The organism is Kocuria sabuli, from assembly GCF_040981185.1.
Taxonomy (GTDB): domain Bacteria; phylum Actinomycetota; class Actinomycetes; order Actinomycetales; family Micrococcaceae; genus Kocuria; species Kocuria sabuli.
The window spans coordinates 60685-74963 of record NZ_JAVHZE010000003.1; the positions used below are offsets into that span (position 1 = coordinate 60685).

Annotated in this window: 14 protein-coding genes; 7 read left to right on the top strand and 7 right to left on the bottom strand. The window is 74.5% G+C overall.

Going from position 1 to position 14279, the window contains the following annotated elements:
- Window positions 1-49: 49 nt before the first annotated feature.
- Entirely contained in the window at window positions 50-1045 is a 996-nt protein-coding gene (locus RE027_RS04245) for a polysaccharide pyruvyl transferase family protein (protein ID WP_368807004.1), read from the bottom strand.
- A 180-nt stretch (window positions 1046-1225) separates the two neighbouring features.
- Here RE027_RS04245 and RE027_RS04250 point away from each other — a divergent pair, with 180 nt between their 5' ends.
- Together RE027_RS04250 and RE027_RS04255 are read left to right on the top strand one after the other, a co-directional pair.
- A complete protein-coding gene (locus RE027_RS04250; RefSeq protein WP_368807005.1) occupies window positions 1226-1360 on the top strand; it encodes a hypothetical protein in 135 nt (44 codons plus the stop codon).
- Complete coding sequence (locus RE027_RS04255) at window positions 1357-1629, top strand: hypothetical protein (RefSeq protein WP_368807006.1); 273 nt, start codon at window positions 1357-1359, stop codon at window positions 1627-1629. The genes RE027_RS04250 and RE027_RS04255 overlap by 4 nt, the downstream gene beginning before the upstream one ends.
- Here RE027_RS04255 and RE027_RS04260 read toward each other — a convergent pair.
- Window positions 1559-2419, bottom strand: a complete 861-nt coding sequence (locus RE027_RS04260; RefSeq protein WP_368807007.1) for a cytochrome c oxidase assembly protein — start codon at window positions 2417-2419, stop codon at window positions 1559-1561. The two genes, RE027_RS04255 and RE027_RS04260, sit on opposite strands and share 71 nt — an antisense overlap.
- On the bottom strand, window positions 2416-2907 hold the full coding sequence (locus RE027_RS04265; RefSeq protein WP_368807008.1) for a DUF2243 domain-containing protein: 492 nt from the start codon (window positions 2905-2907) through the stop codon (window positions 2416-2418). The genes RE027_RS04260 and RE027_RS04265 overlap by 4 nt, the downstream gene beginning before the upstream one ends.
- A 106-nt stretch (window positions 2908-3013) precedes the next feature.
- Here RE027_RS04265 and pepN point away from each other — a divergent pair, with 106 nt between their 5' ends.
- A complete protein-coding gene (gene pepN, locus RE027_RS04270) occupies window positions 3014-5626 on the top strand; it encodes an aminopeptidase N (protein ID WP_368807009.1) in 2613 nt (870 codons plus the stop codon).
- Between the two features lie 76 nt (window positions 5627-5702).
- Here pepN and RE027_RS04275 read toward each other — a convergent pair whose 3' ends face one another.
- Complete coding sequence (locus tag RE027_RS04275) at window positions 5703-5906, bottom strand: hypothetical protein (RefSeq protein ID WP_368807010.1); 204 nt, start codon at window positions 5904-5906, stop codon at window positions 5703-5705.
- A 66-nt stretch (window positions 5907-5972) separates the two neighbouring features.
- Complete coding sequence (locus RE027_RS04280; RefSeq protein WP_368807011.1) at window positions 5973-7397, bottom strand: hypothetical protein; 1425 nt, start codon at window positions 7395-7397, stop codon at window positions 5973-5975.
- A gap of 203 nt (window positions 7398-7600) precedes the next feature.
- Between RE027_RS04280 and RE027_RS04285 the strand changes: the two genes are divergently transcribed.
- Together RE027_RS04285 and RE027_RS04290 are read left to right on the top strand one after the other, a co-directional pair.
- Window positions 7601-8758 carry a hypothetical protein gene (locus RE027_RS04285; RefSeq protein WP_368807012.1) on the top strand — a complete coding sequence of 386 codons (1158 nt, stop codon included), beginning with the start codon at window positions 7601-7603 and terminating at the stop codon, window positions 8756-8758.
- On the top strand, window positions 8755-10437 hold the full coding sequence (locus tag RE027_RS04290; protein WP_368807013.1) for an ABC1 kinase family protein: 1683 nt from the start codon (window positions 8755-8757) through the stop codon (window positions 10435-10437). The genes RE027_RS04285 and RE027_RS04290 overlap by 4 nt, the downstream gene beginning before the upstream one ends.
- 115 nt (window positions 10438-10552) lie before the next feature.
- Here RE027_RS04290 and RE027_RS04295 read toward each other — a convergent pair whose 3' ends face one another.
- Window positions 10553-11935, bottom strand: coding sequence for an aldehyde dehydrogenase family protein (locus RE027_RS04295; protein ID WP_368807014.1), 1383 nt, complete (start codon window positions 11933-11935; stop codon window positions 10553-10555).
- 224 nt (window positions 11936-12159) lie between these two features.
- Here RE027_RS04295 and RE027_RS04300 point away from each other — a divergent pair, with 224 nt between their 5' ends.
- Complete coding sequence (locus tag RE027_RS04300) at window positions 12160-12861, top strand: SDR family oxidoreductase (RefSeq protein WP_368807015.1); 702 nt, start codon at window positions 12160-12162, stop codon at window positions 12859-12861.
- A 181-nt stretch (window positions 12862-13042) separates the two neighbouring features.
- Window positions 13043-13717, top strand: coding sequence for a hypothetical protein (locus RE027_RS04305; RefSeq protein ID WP_368807016.1), 675 nt, complete (start codon window positions 13043-13045; stop codon window positions 13715-13717).
- On the opposite strand, the gene RE027_RS04310 is transcribed toward RE027_RS04305, so the two are convergent.
- Window positions 13692-14195: an SRPBCC family protein gene (locus tag RE027_RS04310; RefSeq protein ID WP_368807017.1), complete on the bottom strand. Its 504-nt coding sequence runs from the start codon at window positions 14193-14195 to the stop codon at window positions 13692-13694. The genes RE027_RS04305 and RE027_RS04310 overlap by 26 nt on opposite strands.
- Window positions 14196-14279 lie beyond the last annotated feature (84 nt).

Below are 14279 nucleotides of genomic sequence, written 5' to 3' on the forward strand. Positions count from 1 at the left end.
GGATCGGAGTATTGCACAGACTGATCAGGCGGCTGACTTTGGCGCCGTGTCACCGCTGGTGCCAGGGCACTCCGGCCGTCTCGAGGCGCTCGTCGACCGGCTCCTCGACCGGCTCCTCGACCGGCACCCCGGCGGGCCGGCCGGCCGGGTCGTGCCGGGGGGTCCCGCCGAGCTCCCGCACGAGGTCGTGGAGCTGCTCGGCGCCGCTGGGGTCCTTCGCGGAGCGCGCCTCGGCCGCCTTCCGCCCGGCCGCCGAGAGGCACCAGCGCAGCTGCTCCCCGAGGCGCCCCGGCCCGAGCTCCTCGGCCCCGACCACGGCGGGCCAGTCCCAGGCCCGTGCCTGCGCCGTGACCTTCCCGCCGCCGGCCACGGGGTCGACGGCGAGGACCGGGACGCCGGCCCGCAGCGCCAGGACGAGACCGTGCATGCGCATGCTCACCACGGCGTCGAGACGGGAGATGACGGAGCCGACCTGCGCGGCGGTCGCGGGCAGGCGCCAGTCGCGCGGGTCCAGCCGGGTCTCCAGCGGCAGCCGCGCCGCGTCGAGGCCGCCCAGCCACTCCTCGAGCCCGGCCCGCGCCGTCTCGTGCCGGCGGCGGGCACCGTACTCGTGCTGGCCGGAGGTGAGGTAGACGCCCAGCACGGGCACGAGCTGCGGCACCGGGCGCGCGGCCAGGTCGCGGCGGGCGAGCACCCCGGGACGGTCGCGGGCGATCACCCGGTGGAACCCGGAGGTCACGGGGTCCCCGGGGTCGAGCACGCTGACCCCCACCGCGATCCGGCGGCAGTGGGCGAAGCGCTCGTGCAGCTCCGCGATCGAACGGCCCGTCGCCGGGCCGCAGACGAACACCAGGTGGGTGTACCGGCCGGGATCGGCGTCGTCGAGCCGCAGCCCGCCGGGCGGGCACATCACCGCGCTCCAGGCGACGTCGTACCGGATGCCCGCCGCGTCGAGGGCCTCGGCCACGGCCTCCGTGGCGAGGACGTCGCCGGCCGTCGCCTCGCCGTGCAGGACGCTGGACCAACCGACCACGAGTGTGCGCATGTCCCGAGGCTACCGGCCGCTCCCGGCCGGGCGGCGCACCCCGCGCGACGGGCGGGCGGGTGCGCCGCCCGCCCGATAACGACTCCGCACCACGGCTGGTGGCCCGGGTCACACGGGACTAGGCTCGAGTTCATGGGTCAAGCAGCCGGCCGTGACATCCCGTCGTGGAAGGACCCCTCCATGGACCACCAGCTGTCCGCCGTCACGCCGCTCGGCCCGGACACCGGCGACGTGCACCCGGTTGCCACCGGATGCCCCGCCCGGTCCGCCCCGGCGCTCGCGGGCACCGCCGATCGCGGTGGGGTGGCGGCGTGAGCGGCCTCGACGTCGTCCCGTCGCCCGCGGGCCCCGGCACCGGAGGCACGCCGGACTGCGGGACGTCCCTCGGCCCGCAGTGCGCGTTCCCGGCCGAGCTCGCCGAGCTGTCCCTCACCGAGCTGCAGGTGCTGCACAGCAGGATCGTGTGCCAGCTCGAGCACGAGTACCTCACCGAACCGGGCGGTCCGCACCCCGTCACCCAGGACCGGCACGAGGAGCTCGTCGCCGAGCTGGAGTCCCGGGGCGGGACCGCGACGGCGGACTGACCGGGCTCGCCCGGGCCGCCGCCGGACGCGCCCGCGGGCGGCCGGCCGCGTACCACCGGGCGAAGAACACCACGAGCAGGGCGACGTGCACGGCGTCCCCGCCGTAGTACATGAGCTGAGCCCCGAGCTCCGCGTCGGCGGCGCCCACCCCGGGTGGAGGGTCCCCGTAGAGCCGTTTGGCGAGCACCGAGTGCACGGTCAGGAAGCCGACGAGCACGGCCGCGCGCAGCCGGAACGACCCCCGGTGCGGGTCCGGGTCCACCCCGGCGACCGCCGCGGTGAAGAGGTACCCGGCGAGCAGCACGTGGGCGTGCACGGCGGCGTGCACGAGCGCCGAGGTGTGCATCGCGGCGTACAGCCCGGTCGTGTACAGCAGCCAGAGGCCCCCCGCGTCGAGCGTCCCGGCCACCACCGGGTGGGTCACCACCCGCACCGGCGGGGTGCGCAGGAACCGGGTCAGGGTCCGGGCACCGGCGACGGGCAGCGCGCGCAGCACCAGGGTCACGGGGGCGGCGAGCACGAGCAGCAGCGGCGCCACCATCCCGAGGAGCAGGTGCACCACCATGTGGGCCGGGAAGCTGCCGTGGGCGGCGCGGGCCAGGGGGCCCAGCAGGGCCGCCCCCGCACAGCCGAGCCCGGCGAACCACAGGACCGTGCGGCCGTGCGGCCACGGGCTGCGGTGCCGGGACCACCACAGGGCCGCGGCGTAGCCGGCCGCGCCCGCCGCCAGCACCAGCACGGCCACGGCGTCGAGGACCGCCCAGCCCGCGCCGCCGTGGTGCGGACTCACCGGGCGGGCCGGGTGCGGTGGAGCACCGCCAGGCCCACCGCGAGCGCGAGCACGGCGGTGCCGATCCAGGTGACGTCGTAGAGCAGCAGGTCCACGTCGTAGCGGATCTGGTGGATCCGGAGCACCTTGTGCAGGACCACGCCGTCGAGGAGCTGGAAGCCGCCCAGGCCCGCGAGCAGCCCCCCGGTCCAGCGGCCCCAGGGCGCAGGGCCCCGGCGCCGGACGTCGGCGAGCAGGAACAGGGAGCCCACCGTCACGAACCACCCGAAGGCGTGGAAGATCCCGTCCGAGAACAGTGCGACGCCGGTGGTCGAGAGGTCGTAGAAGTGGTGCCAGTGCAGGATCAGGTGGAACACGGCGAGGTCCACCACGGAGGCGGCGATGCCGGCGCCCAGCAGCACGCCCGAGAGCACGCTGCGGCGGTCCTGCCGGGCCGGGTCCGCGGGCTCGGGCGCGCGCCCGCTCCGGGCGGCGGAGGCATCGGCCATCGGGGGCTCCTTCGGTCGGGGCGGTAGTCGTCTCCAGCCTAGGCACCGTCAGCCTGCTGTCCAGGGACGGCGGCCCCGGGCCGGACCCGGATGGTTCAATGGCACCGTGCGCAACGACAACCTGACCCGCCGCGAGGCCGCCGACCGTTCCGAGCTGATCACCGTGGAGGACTACGACGTCCTGCTCGACGTGTCCGCCGCCCCGGACCCGGAGGCGGACTCCTTCCGGTCCGTGACCACGCTGCGCTTCGGGGCCGCGGAGGGCGCCGGGACCTTCCTGGACTTCATCGCGCACTCGGTGGAGTCGGTGACCCTCAACGGCCGGGCCCTGGACCCGGACGACGTCGTGGAGGGCTCCCGGATCCGGCTGCCGTCCCTCGGGGCCCGCAACGAGGTCACGGTGGCCGGCCGGGGCCGGTACTCGCGTTCCGGGGAGGGCATGCACCGCTTCGTGGACCCCGCCGACGGGCGGACCTACCTCTACACGCAGTACGAGCCGGCGGACGCCCGCCGGGTGTTCGCCGGCTTCGAGCAGCCCGACCTCAAGGCGTCGTTCCGGTTCACGGTCCTGGCCCCCGAGGGCTGGGAGGTGTCGTCCAACGGGGTGCGCATGGCGACGTCCGCCGCCCCGGACGCCGAGCGCCCCGGTGCGCTGCGCCACGAGTTCTCCAGCACCGAGCGGATCTCCACCTACATCACCACGGTCCTGGCGGGCCCGTACCACCGGGTGGCCGGCGAGTGGCGGCACTCCTTCGAGGACGGCAGCCGGATGAGCGTGCCGCTGGCCCTGTACTGCCGCGCCTCGCTGGCCGAGCACCTGGACGCCCGTGAGCTGTTCGACCTCACCCGCCAGGGGCTGACGTTCTTCACCGAGCTGTTCGGCCACCCGTACCCGTTCGGCAAGTACGAGCAGGCCTTCGTGCCCGAGTACAACCTCGGGGCGATGGAGAACCCGGGCCTGGTGACCTTCACCGAGGAGTACCTGTTCCCCGACGGGGCGACCCGGGCCCAGCACCAGGGCCGGGCCAACACCCTGATGCACGAGATGTCCCACATGTGGTTCGGGGACCTCGTGACCATGCGCTGGTGGGACGACCTGTGGCTGAAGGAGTCGTTCGCGGAGTTCATGGGCGCCCACGCGTCCGTGCAGGCCACCGACTTCGAGGAGGCGTGGATCGCGTTCGCCGACCGGCGCAAGGCCTGGGCGTACCAGCAGGACCAGCTGCCGACCACGCACCCGGTGGTCGCGGACATCACCGACCTCGAGGCCGCCCGGCAGAACTTCGACGGCATCACCTACGCCAAGGGCGCGGCCGCGCTCAAGCAGCTCGTGGCGTTCGTCGGCTACGAGGCGTTCATCGACGCCTGCCGGTCCTACTTCCACCGCCACGCCTACGGGTCCACCACCCTGGAGGACTTCCTGGCCGTGCTCGAGGAGGCCTCCGGGCGCGACGTGCGCGGCTGGGCGGAGTCCTGGCTGGCCACCTCGGGGGTCTCCACCCTCGCTCTGGACCTCGCCCGGGACGACGACGGGGCCGTGACGTTCGCGGCGCTGCTCCAGGAGCCCGGGCCCGGGGTGCTCCGCCCGCACCGGCTGCTGCTGGGCGGCTACGAGCGTGGCCCCGGGGACGTGCTGGTGCGCACCGGGACGGTCAGCGTGGACCTGCCCGCCGAGGCCTGCGTGGAGGTCCCCGAGCTGGTGGGCTCCACCGCTCCGCTGCTGGTGGTCAACGACGAGGACCTCACCTACGCCAAGATCCGCCTGGACCCGCTCACGCTCACCACGGCCCTGAGCTCCCTGTCCTCCGTGGAGGACGCCATGGCACGCGCCCAGCTGTGGTCCGCGCTGTGGAACGCCACCCGCGACGCCGCGCTGGACCCCGGGGACTGGGTGGGGGCCGTCCTGGACCACGGCTTCGCCGAGCAGCAGGCAGGGATGTTCTCCAACGCCGTGGACCACGCCGTGCAGGCCGTGGAGCGCTTCACCCCGACCGCCCGGCGGGACCGCCTGCGCGGGCGGCTGCTGGACGCCGCGGTGCGCGAGCTGCGCCGGGCCGGTCCCGGCAGCGACCGCCAGCTCGCCCTCGCCCGGCTCACCGCGCGCCTGGCCCGCCACGACCGCTCCCACGCCGGCTGGCTGAGGGACCTGCTCACCGGGGCGGACACCCTGCCCGGGCTGGCCCTGGGCTCCGAGCTGCGCTGGGCGCTGTGGACCGCGCTGGTGGCGACCGCCCACGGAGCGGACCCGGAGCTGGAGGCCGCCGTGGAGCAGGAGCACGCCGCGGACCGGACCCGCACCGGCCAGATCGGGTGGGCCCGCACCCGCGCCGCCCGCCCCTCCCCGGAGGCGAAGGCCGAGGCGTGGGAGGCGATCACCGGCGAGGGGCTGTCCAACGACCTGCTGACGGCGACGATCGCCGGCTTCCGGCTCGGACCGGACGAGCTCGTGGAGCCCTACCGGGAGCCGTACTTCGCCATGCTCGAGGAGGTGTGGGCGCGACGGTCCATCGGGATGGCCACCCGCACCGTCCAGGGGCTCTATCCCTCGGACGCCGACCTGGAGCCGGGCCGCGACCCGGAGCACCACCCCGTGGTGGCCCGCACGGAGCTGTGGCTGCGCCACCACGCCGGTGCGCCGGCGGCGCTGCGCCGGATCCTGGTCGAGGAGCAGGACCACCTGCTGCGCGCCCTGCGGGCGCAGGCGGCGGCGCGGGACTGACGGCGACCCGCAGGCCAGGTCCTCCTCGCCGGTGCCGGTCCTGGGCCCGCAGGGACGGAGACCGGGCTACGGAGCCTCAGCCGGCCCGGCGGCCCGAGCGGCGCAGCACGCGCTCGACGGCGCGCTGGGCGTCCTCGTTGGACTTGAAGATCCGCCGGTCCAGGCTCTGGCCGAGCGACATCGACGAGTTGCCCATCTGCAGCACGTTCACCTTGGAGTCGTTGCGGCGCTCGCGGCGCGGCTGCGGCGTCTGCGGGCCGGTCCGTGCGTCATAGGCCATGGTGGGTCCTTTCCGTGACCCCTCCAGTGTAGGAGGCCGCCGACCCACTGAACAGAGCGCCGCCCCTCACGGCCCGTGCCGCCGCGCCCGCGCCGTGTAGCGGCCCCGGTCCACGGCCCGCCGGACCCACCAGGTGCGCACGACCAGCACGAGCGAGAGCACGTGCACGAGCAGCAGCAGGGCCCAGTAGGCCCCGGCGGCCGCGGCGGTAAACGGCACCGACGCCGCGCCGGCGAGCATCAGCATCACGAAGGCCTCCAGGTTCAGCGCGTAGCGCAGCGGGCGCATCACCCGCACCGAGAGGTCGTGCTCGGGCTGCCGGTTGATCCACGACAGCAGCACCGCCACCACGGACATCACGATCGACGCCGCCGCGGAGGGCACCTGCCAGCCGGGCCCCAGCACCTGCTGCGGCACGAGCGCGACGACGCCCACGAGCAGCAGCACCGCGGTGACGAGGCTCACCGCCACGGAGGCGAACGCCGTGATCCCCTGCCGCGCCGGCAGGATCACCATCTCGCAGAAGGCGTCGTCGAAGCGGGACGTGGGCCGCAGCGCCAGGTGCCCGCGGACCGCGCCCGGCCACCGCCGCACGGTCCGGTCCTCGGCGAGGACCCGGTGCACCGCCCGGTGCGAGCCCGCCGGGGCGGCGGGGCGGTCGTCGTCGGAGGACAGGACCGTGAACTCGTGCAGCCGCACCTCCGCCGGCACCGTCAGCTCCAGGTGGAAGCTGCGGCAGGACGCGAGGTCGTGCAGGCCCACCCGCCCCACCCAGGGCATCCAGCAGTGCCGCAGCCGGTCGCGCGCCCGCGGCCGGCTGCCGGCGGCGTACTGCTCGTCCATCGCGTACTTGAGCACGAGCCGCCGTCCCGCCAGCTCGGCCGGCAGCGCGAAGGTCAGCAGGAAGCCCCGGGCCAGCTGGTCGGCCACCGTGGTGAACAGCGCGAAGTCGCCGTCCCAGTTCTCGGCGTCCTCGGCCGGGAGCCGTCCCCGGTCGATCAGCTCCTGCACATCCGCGCGCAGGTGCTCGCAGTGGGCCCAGAACCCGTCGAGGGCGTCCTCGACGAGCAGCTCGGGGACGTGCACGACCGCGGGCACGTGCTGCTCGGCCAGGACGGCGGCCTCCGCCGGCGGCAGCTGCTCGGGGATCAGCCCCCGCAGCAGCGCCTCGGCGAGCGCCCCGTTGTCCTCGGTGCTGAGCACGGGCGCGGGCTCGCCCTCGCACACGGCGTCGAAGTTGCGCAGAGGCTGCTTGGCCTGGATGGTCACGGGCACCAGGAGCCGGCCGGCGGCGTCGGCCGGCCACGGGTCGTGGGCGGCGAGGTCCACGTCGAGGGAGACCTTCCGCCGGGTGACGCCGTCGGGGCTCATGAGCACGGACTCCACGCGGCGGTGGATCCAGTCGCGGGGGCTGAGGAACAGCGTGCGCAGCACGTCGACGTCCACGGCCGTGCGTTCGGGCTCGGGCGGGGGGACCTGGCCCTGGGACATCCGCACGCCTCCTCTCCGGCCCCGGTCCGGCTCTCGTTCCGGGGCTCGCACCGGGGCCCGCCCGGTGTCCTGATCGGTCTCTGGACCGGTGCCCATTGCACCAGCCGGCCCGGACACCGTAGGGGCCCGGCGATGAACGGGGTGCCCCGGGAATCGTGAGAAGCTATTGACGACTCGACGCCCCAGCTCCATCGAGGGAGACCATGACCGACTACGCGCTCAACGACCGCGGCTCTCTGGAGATCGTCACGGAGAACTTCTACGACACCGAGATCATGCGGGTGTTCGGCGGTCTGTCCTTCGGCAAGCTGCGCACCTGGACGGGCAACGCGGCCCTGGTTCCGGAACCGGACAACCCCTTCGACCCGCACACCGTCTCGGTGCGGATCGGCCCCAACAAGATCGGCCACCTCGCCCAGCAGGACGCGCAGCGGTACTGGCCCTACCTGGCCCGCGTGATCGCCTCGGGCTACACGCCGGTGGCCCCGCTGAAGCTGGACGCCACCGTGCTGCGCCAGGACGGGCAGGCGGAGGTCGAGGCGACGGCGAGGCTGTCGATCGCGGCCCCGGACCTGCTGTTCCCGCTGAACACGCCCCCGACGCACGCGGCGGTGCTGCCGCAGGGGCCCTCGATCAAGGTCCTCGACGAGCAGGAGTTCGCCGAGTACCTGCACAGCGTCGTCCCGCCGTCCGGGGAGGGCCGCGTGATGCTGACCCTGGAGACCAACAAGGTCAAGAACCACCACGGGCAGGTCCTCGACATCGTGGACGTGCTCTACGAGCGCCGGCAGGTGGGCCGGCTGTCCACCCAGATGTCCCAGCAGTTCATCCCGATCATCGACCACGCGTTCCAGCACGAGCTGCTCACGGCCGTGTGGGGCACGATCCGCGGCTCCGCCTTCGAGGTGTCGATGACGATCCAGGCCGCCCGCCCGGAGGAGATCCCCGCGGAGTGGTTCGAGCGCCTGCCCAACGACGTCCCCGAGCTGCTGCCGCCCGCCGAGAGCCACCCGGTCCCGGACGCCTACGTGCCGGCCGAGGCGGACCGCTCGCGCAACGCCAAGAAGTGGCGCAAGGGCCTGGCCGTGTCCGGCGCGGCGGCCCCCGGTCCCGAGCGCTCCGCCCACGACGACGACGTCGGCGCCCAGCGCTCCTCCGTCCGGCCGCGCTCCCGTGCGCTGGGGCGGGTGGGCGTGGCGGTGTGGGCGCTGCTGGCCATGACCCTCCTGCTGGCCGGGGTCGGCGCGGTGTTCCTGGGGATCGAGCCGCTGGTGAGCGCGCTGTGCTTCATCGTGGCGGTCGCCACCGGCTTCATGTCCTTCTACCTGACCCGGATGAGCACCGGAGTGGCCGGCCGATGATCAGCCGCCGCGAACGCTTCCTGCAGATCCTCGAGGTGCTCTCCAAGCACGGCTTCGGATTCGCCCTCGGCGGGATCAAGGAGGAGTGGCGGGCCCCGCTGGCCCGCGTGCGCCTGATCGATCCGAACAAGCTCTACAGCCAGCCGGTGCACCTGCGGCAGGCCCTCGAGGAGCTCGGGCCCACGTTCGTGAAGCTGGGACAGCTGGTGTCCACCCGACCGGACCTCCTGCCGCCGCGGTACATGCAGGAGCTCGCCCGGCTGCAGGACGACGCGCCCCCGGTGCCGCCGGAGCGGATCCGCGCGATGATCGAGTCCGAGCCGGACTCGGCCGCGGAGGAGATCCTCGCCCAGATCGATCCCGTCCCCCTGGCCACCGGCTCGATCGGCCAGGCCCACGCGGCCGTCTACCAGGGGGTGGACGTCATCGTGAAGGTGCGCCGCCCCGGCGTCGTCGAGGAGGTCAACCGGGACCTCGAGATCCTCTCCGAGCTCGCCAAGCTGCTGTCCACCTACTGGCCCGCCGTGGAGCACTTCGACCTCGTGGGGCTCGCGGACGAGTTCGCCCAGTCCCTGCGGGACGAGCTCGACTACCTCACCGAGGCCCGCAACGCCCAGCGGATGGCGGAGAACTTCCGGGGCGACCCGCGGGTGCACATCCCGGAGATCTTCTGGGACGCCTCCACCTCCCGGATCCTCACCATGGAGCGGATCCACGGGACCAAGATCAACGACTACCCCACGCTCGAGGCGGCCGGGCTCGACCGGCACCTGCTGGCCGTGGACTCGACCGAGGCCATCTGCCGGATGATCTTCGAGCACGGCTTCTTCCACGCCGACCCGCACCCGGGCAACCTCTTCGTGGAGACCGGCGGGCGGATCGGCATCATCGACTTCGGCATGATGGGCGCCCTGACCGACGAGTTCCGGGACCACCTGGTCACCCTCATGCTCGGCGTGGTGCAGCAGAACCCCCGGCGCGCGGCGGCCGGGCTGCTCGGGCTCACGTTCCAGGAGCAGGACGTCAACAAGAAGGACCTGGAGCGGGACGTGGCGCTCATGCTGCGCCGCTACGCCAACAAGCCGCTGCAGGAGGTCCGCGTGGGCCACCTCATGGGCGACCTCATCCGGCTGCTGCGCCGCTACCGGATGCACCTGCCGCGCGAGTCCGCCCTGTTCCTGCGGATGCTCGTCACGGCAGAGTCCGTCGGCACCGGCCTGGACCCGGACTTCGACCTCGTCACGGTCCTCACCCCGTACGCGCAGCGCTTCGTGCTGCACCGGCTCTCCCCCGAGGTGCTCGTCAAGCGGCTGCGGGACGTCCTGGAGGACGCGGTGCAGATGGGGGTGGAGGCGCCCGAGTACCTGCGCCGGCTCATCGTGGTCCTGGAGCGCGGCGGCTTCGACGTCCACCTGCGCGCCGACGAGATCGAGCCGCTGCTCCGGCGCGGCGAGAAGGTCGGCCACCAGGTGGTGGCCGGGGCGGTGATCGCCGCGTCGATCAACGGGATGGCCCACATCCTCGCCTCGGACCCGGAGCGGTGGCGCCGCTACCACACGCCCCTCATCGCCGGCGGCGCGACCACCGTGGGCACCCTCGCCGGGTACCTGGTGCTCTCCACCAACGTGCCCCGGGTCCGGCGCCTCGCGGCCACCGTCCGGGCCCGCCGCCGCTTCTGAGCCCGCCCGGGCCCTGCTCCGCCCGGCGGCGACGGGGCCCGGCCCACGAGGCGGCGGTGCCACGGCGGCCCGTCCGGTGCCGCCCCGCCCTGCTGCGGGGGCGGGGCGGCAGGGGTCAGCCGCGGACCGGCGGCATCTCGATGTGCACGACCTTCACCTGGGTCATCTCGTCGAGCAGCTCCGGGCCGTAGCCGAAGCCCGCGCCGGACGCCCGGCGCGGCTGCGCCGCACCGCCCGGGGCACCGCCGAAGACGTTGTTGACCTTCAGGGTGCCGACCGGCAGCTCCGCCACGGCCTGCTGCGCGTGGGCGATCCGCCCGGTCAGCACGGTCGCGGCGAGGCCGTAGCGGTCGTCCGCGGCCCGCCGCAGCCCCTCCTCGAAGCTGTCGACCACCTGGACGGGGGCCACCGGCCCGAAGGTCTCCTCCGTCATCACCGTCATCCCCGGGGCGCACTCGCGCAGCACGGTGGCGGGGTAGAAGGCGCCGGGCCCGTCGGGCAGCTGCCCGCCCTCGAGCACGACCGCGCCCGCGGCGACGCTGTCCGCGACCTGGCGGTGGACCTCGTCCCGCATCCGCTCGTCCACCAGCGGGGCGAGCGAGCCCTCGGCGTTGCGCCGGCGCGCCTCCCCGGCCAGGGCCGTCAGGAACGGCTCGGCCACGGCGCGGTGGACGTAGATCCGCTCGACCGCCACGCAGATCTGGCCCACGTTGGCGAAGGCGCCGAGGGCCGCCTGCCCGGCGGCCCAGGCGGGGTCGACGTCGTCGTCGACGACGAGGGCGTCGTTGCCGCCGTTCTCGCGGATGACGTGGGCTCCCGTGCCCACGGCGGCGCGGGCGATGGCCTCGCCGGTGGCGGTGGAGCCCACGTGGGCGAGGACGTCGACGTCGGGGAGGCCGGTGAGCAGCCCGCCGACGGACGCGCCGCCGTTGACGGTGCCCAGCACGCCGGCCGGGAGCGCCTCGGCGAGGATCTGCCCGAGCCGGGCCCCCACGTGCGGGCAGCGCTCGCTGGGCTTGTGCACCACGGTGTTGCCCGCGACGACCGCCGCCCCGAGCAGGCCGGCGGCCACGGCGACGGGGTCGTTCCAGGGGGTCAGGGCGACGACGACGCCGCGCGGTTCCGCCACGGTGTAGTCCGACGCCAGGACGTCGCCGCGCAGGCTGCGGCCCCGGTGCACCGGGCCCAGCTCCGCGTACTGGTACAGCGTGCCGATCCCGGCCTCCACCCCGCCCAGCGCATCCTCGAAGGGCTTGCCCGTCTCGCGGGTGTTGAGCTCGGCGAGCTCCCGGGCGTGCTCCGCCAGGCGGTCGGCGGCGGCCCGGAGGGCCTTGCCGCGCTGCTCGGGGGCGGTGCGCGCCCAGTCGCGGGCGGCGGCGCGGGCGGCGGCGACCGCGCCGCGGACCTCGTCCTCGGTGGCGGCGGCCACGGTGCCGACGACGGAGCCGTCGCGCGGGTCCAGCACGGTGAGCTCGGTGGTGGGTGCTGCGGTGGTCATGGATCTCCTTCTCCGGCGAGCGGACGCCCGCCGGCCGCGGAGGGGCCGGCGGGTCCGGGGGCTGTCCCGATGAGCATACTTACCGATGGCCTGCGACCGGTTACGGTAGCAGGGACCAGGCCGCCGCACCCGCGGGGGCCTGCCCCCGTGTTCCGACGAGGAGCAGCACGCCCGCCCGCGGCACCGGCCGCGGGCGGAGCAGTGTCCAGCAGAGAGGAAGTTGCATGAGTTCCCAGCCCACCAACCCCGGTCGCGTCCTGATCACCGGCGGTGCCTCCGGGCTCGGCGCCGCCGTGGCCGAGGCCGTCCGCGACAACGGCGGCACCCCCATCGTCCTGGACCGGGACATCAGCGCGCTGAGCGGCGTCACGGCCTACGAGGTGGACGTCGCCGACACGGCCGCCGTGACCGCGGCGGTCCAGCAGGCCGTGCAGGCCGTGGGAGGTCTCGACGCGGTCGTCACCGCCGCGGGCATCGACCGCTGCGGCCGGCTTGAGGACGTGGAGATCGCCGAGTGGGAGAAGGTCGTGCAGGTCAACCTGTTCGGCACGGTCTCGACCGTCCGCGCGGCCCTGCCCGCCCTGCGGGAGTCCCGCGGGCGGGTCGTCACCGTCGCCTCGACCCTGGCCCTGAAGGGGGTCTCCGACGCCACGGCGTACTGCGCGTCCAAGTTCGGGGTGCTCGGCTTCGGCCAGGCCCTGGCCGCCGAGCTCAAGGGCGAGGTGGGTGTCACCCAGCTCATCCCCGGCGGCATGAAGACCCGCTTCTTCGACGACCGCGACGAGCAGTACAAGCCCCAGGACGACTCCCAGCTCAACGACCCGGAGAACGTGGCCCGCGCGGTCCTGTTCGCCCTCTCCCAGCCCCGGGGCTGCGAGATCCGCGAGCTGTTCATCGCCCACGCCGAGGAGGGCTCCTGGCCGTGATCGGCTGAGCGCGGCGGCCGGCTCCGGAGAGGCGCCGCCCCGGGCCCGGCCGCCGGCGCATCCCTCCCAGTGAGCGTGCTGTTGTCCCCACAAGCGGTGACAAGTCGCTGACTCCGGCGGATGCGTGTGCATCTATGATGGAGCTCACCCCCCGGTTACGGCAGGAAGGCTCGATCACCCCGTGGACACCCCTCTCGTCACCGCGGTGGCCCGCGTGCCGATCGTCGTCCGCTTCCGCGACGCCCGTGGACGCCCGGTGAGCCTCTCGGGACGCACGCTCAGCCGCGCCTCCACCGATCTGCAGGACCTGCTCCGCCTGGCCTACCGGGCCGTGCGCGGGGACGTGCCCACGGAGACGGTCACCGTGTCGTTCCTCGAGGAGGACGCCGGCAGGCTGCAGCTGGAGTACCTCGTGGTGGACCGCACCCCGCCCAGCCGCTGGCGGCGCGGCCGCGACCGGCGCCGTGCGGAGGGGAGCCGGGCGGCCCTGATGCAGGCGACGATCGTCGTGACCGCGGCCGTGGAGGCCGTCGGCGCCCTCGCCGCGGCCACCTCGGCGCGGTGGGTGGACAGCGACAGCCCCGACTTCGCCGACGTCGTGCTCGACGGCGCGCGCGCCGTCCGGGTGCCCGGCACCGTCCGGGCGTGGACGGAGGACGGGACCACGCTGGACCTGCTGCGCGGCACCATGTCCATGTTCGCGGACGACGACGTCGAGCAGCTGGTCATCGGCAAGGACCCGGAGACGCCGGGCCACTACCAGGAGGCGGTCGTCGCCCGCTCCCCCGCCCTCCTGCGCTTCCTGGCGGGCGGGCCGCTGGCGTCGCTCGTCAGCTCGGACCCGGAACCGGCCTGACCGCCTCGTCCAGCCGCCGCACCGTCGCGGCGACCTGCTCCGCGGGGACCACCGGGAAGCCCTTGGCCCGCAGGACCTCGGGATCGGTCACGGCCGACCAGTCGCAGTAGTTGGCCACGGCGGTGGAGCCGTCCGGGCGGGGCTCGAGGACCCATCCCCAGCGCCAGCCCTGCGGGTCGTGGCCGTGGTCGGCCACGAGCCACTCCAGGGCGCGTCCGGGCTCGTAGCGCGTGACGTGGTTCTCGACCCGGTACTCCCGCACCCCGTCCGTCCACAGCATCTCCATCACGAAGCGCTGTCCCACCCCGGTGAGCGGCCCGGTGCCCTCGGCCGCCCGGACCATGCCGGAGCCGTCGAGCTCCCCGTGCCGTGCGGGGTCGGCCAGCAGCTCGAAGATCCGCTCCACGGGGGCGTCGACCACGGCGCTGACGCGCACCTCGGTGGGGCCGGACTCGTCGGTCGTTCGCAGTTCGCTCATGCCCCCACCCTGGTGCACCCCCGCCTCCCGCGCAACGGGTGTCGGAGCCGGGACCCATACTGGGACCTCCGAGGCGCACGGACC

Bases quoted from the DNA above. Each gene is read 5' to 3' on its own strand.
- RE027_RS04295 (WP_368807014.1), bottom strand. From the start codon at position 11,935: ATGACCACCGCAGCACCCACCACCGAGCTCACCGTGCTGGACCCGCGC.
- RE027_RS04250 (WP_368807005.1), top strand. From the start codon at position 1,226: ATGGACCACCAGCTGTCCGCCGTCACGCCGCTCGGCCCGGACACCGGC.
- RE027_RS04310 (WP_368807017.1), bottom strand. From the start codon at position 14,195: ATGAGCGAACTGCGAACGACCGACGAGTCCGGCCCCACCGAGGTGCGC.
- RE027_RS04300 (WP_368807015.1), top strand. From the start codon at position 12,160: ATGAGTTCCCAGCCCACCAACCCCGGTCGCGTCCTGATCACCGGCGGT.
- RE027_RS04280 (WP_368807011.1), bottom strand. From the start codon at position 7,397: ATGTCCCAGGGCCAGGTCCCCCCGCCCGAGCCCGAACGCACGGCCGTG.
- RE027_RS04285 (WP_368807012.1), top strand. From the start codon at position 7,601: ATGACCGACTACGCGCTCAACGACCGCGGCTCTCTGGAGATCGTCACG.
- RE027_RS04290 (WP_368807013.1), top strand. From the start codon at position 8,755: ATGATCAGCCGCCGCGAACGCTTCCTGCAGATCCTCGAGGTGCTCTCC.
- RE027_RS04265 (WP_368807008.1), bottom strand. From the start codon at position 2,907: ATGGCCGATGCCTCCGCCGCCCGGAGCGGGCGCGCGCCCGAGCCCGCG.
- RE027_RS04275 (WP_368807010.1), bottom strand. From the start codon at position 5,906: ATGGCCTATGACGCACGGACCGGCCCGCAGACGCCGCAGCCGCGCCGC.
- RE027_RS04245 (WP_368807004.1), bottom strand. From the start codon at position 1,045: ATGCGCACACTCGTGGTCGGTTGGTCCAGCGTCCTGCACGGCGAGGCG.